The following is a 1,680-nucleotide window of genomic DNA, read 5'->3' as shown; positions in this document are numbered from 1 at the left end:
TTTTCTTTAGCAGGCGTGATTTATCCAGATTTCAAAGGTGGTCACGGACAAATCGAATATTTGCGACAAATAGCGCATATGGGACCTCACATTCTTGTGACTGGTCAAGGCAAAATCTTAGGTAAGTTTGTCATTCTTTCTGTAGAGGAAAAGCAAAGTGTTTTTCATCATAACGGCACCCCCAAAAAACAAGAATTTACGATAAAGTTGAGAGAATATGGTGAAGACCTATGAGTGATCTTTATATGACCAAAGATGGTGATATGGTTGATGCCATTTGCTGGAAATACTATGCAAAGGGTCAACAAGCCCTTGCTGTTGAACGCGTCTATGCAGCTAATTTTGGGCTTGCAGACTATGGACCCATTTTAAAAGCAGGCATCACGATACTCTTACCAACCCTCCCCTATCCGAAAGCTACACCAGTAATCAGAATTTGGGGTAGCAAATCATGAAACCTTTTTGCATGGTTCTGGCAAATGGAGAAGACATCACAAAAACTCTTATGGATTATGTTTTGTCGATTGAAATTACCGATGAAGCAGAAAACAAAAGTGATCGTATCACTATAGAGCTTGATGACCGTGCGCGTGACAGTGATAACGGCTTTCTTGATATTCCTCTTATCGGGACAGTCATTTCTGTAACTCTTGGCTATGAAGGCGGAAAAAACCGCGATATGGGAGCCTATCTGATAGACGAAATCTCTGTAAGCAGCCCACCACAAAGCTTAAGCGTGACAGGGCGCGCCGCATCAATGAACACGTCTTACAGAACCCCCAAAAGCCAATCCTATCACCAGCAAACCCTTGGCAGTATTGTTCAAGAGATAGCAGAGCGTAATGGCTATACGCCAAAGGTTGATCCTTCTCTTGCAAAAATCGTTGTGCGACACATTGACCAAACAGCTGAAAGCGATATGGCTTTTGCTACACGCCTTGCAGAAGAATATGATGCGGTAGCAAAGCCCGTTGATGGCAAACTTGTGCTCGCCAAACGGGGTGAAGGCAAAGCCATCACCGGTGAAACACTCCCCATAGTTGTTATCCATGAAAAACATTGCACCTCTTGGGATTTTAAATACAGTGCGCGTGATGAAGCAGGTGCAGCCAATGGCTTAGAAACAGATGTGGGAGACGACCAAAAAGCCGCGGCTGATGCACGAGAACCAGAAGAGATTGATGATGATGAAAACTTTATCCATATGGATGACAATGACAGAGCAACACCACCATCATCTGAATCGGAAAAAGCAGAAAAAGAATCTGAGAAAGAAGAAGAAGACAAAGAGAAAAAAGGCGGTGTTCTCGCAACCTATCATGATATCCGCAGTGGTGAAAAAAAAGAAGTCAAGGTTGGTAATCCGCCGTTTCATGAACTCAAATACACCTACCATAACCAATCAGAGGCTGTTGCGGCCATTGCTGCTTATCGCAATAAATCATCACGCGGTAAGTCTTCTTTCTCATGTGATATCGGTGGTGATCCGTTTGTACAAGCAGAAGCAAAACTTGTTCAAGAGCCCCCTTTCCGCCCCTATATTCCAGCAGAATGGCGCATCAAGAGCGTTAAGCACAAACTTGATAAAACGGGTGGTTACACCACAAAAATAGAGTGCGAACTTTTTGATGCATCACAAGAAGATGCGGCTGGAAACGTTGCAAACACAACACCAGACAA

The 1,680-nt window shown here is 43.7% G+C and carries 3 protein-coding genes; all 3 read left to right on the top strand.

What is annotated here, in order from left to right; translation table 11 throughout:
* Positions 1-234: phage tail protein (locus ACFIKE_RS10185; RefSeq protein ID WP_375649732.1), on the top strand; the 234-nt coding region annotated here is incomplete at its 5' end.
* On the top strand, positions 231-455 hold the full coding sequence (locus ACFIKE_RS10180; protein ID WP_273724325.1) for a tail protein X: 225 nt from the start codon (positions 231-233) through the stop codon (positions 453-455). The genes ACFIKE_RS10185 and ACFIKE_RS10180, both read left to right, overlap by 4 nt.
* On the top strand, positions 452-1,680 hold a 1,229-nt coding region (locus tag ACFIKE_RS10175), incomplete at its 3' end, for a contractile injection system protein, VgrG/Pvc8 family (RefSeq protein ID WP_375649729.1). The genes ACFIKE_RS10180 and ACFIKE_RS10175, both read left to right, overlap by 4 nt.

The sequence above is a fragment of the Bartonella sp. MU70NMGDW genome (assembly GCF_042194085.1).
Lineage (GTDB): Bacteria > Pseudomonadota > Alphaproteobacteria > Rhizobiales > Rhizobiaceae > Bartonella > Bartonella grahamii.
The sequence above is the reverse complement of the archived record's forward strand: the minus strand, read 5'-3'. Positions and strand labels throughout refer to the sequence as shown.

Excerpts from the sequence above, each read along its gene's own strand:
- ACFIKE_RS10180 (WP_273724325.1), top strand. The coding sequence starts at position 231 with ATGAGTGATCTTTATATGACCAAAGATGGTGATATGGTTGATGCCATT.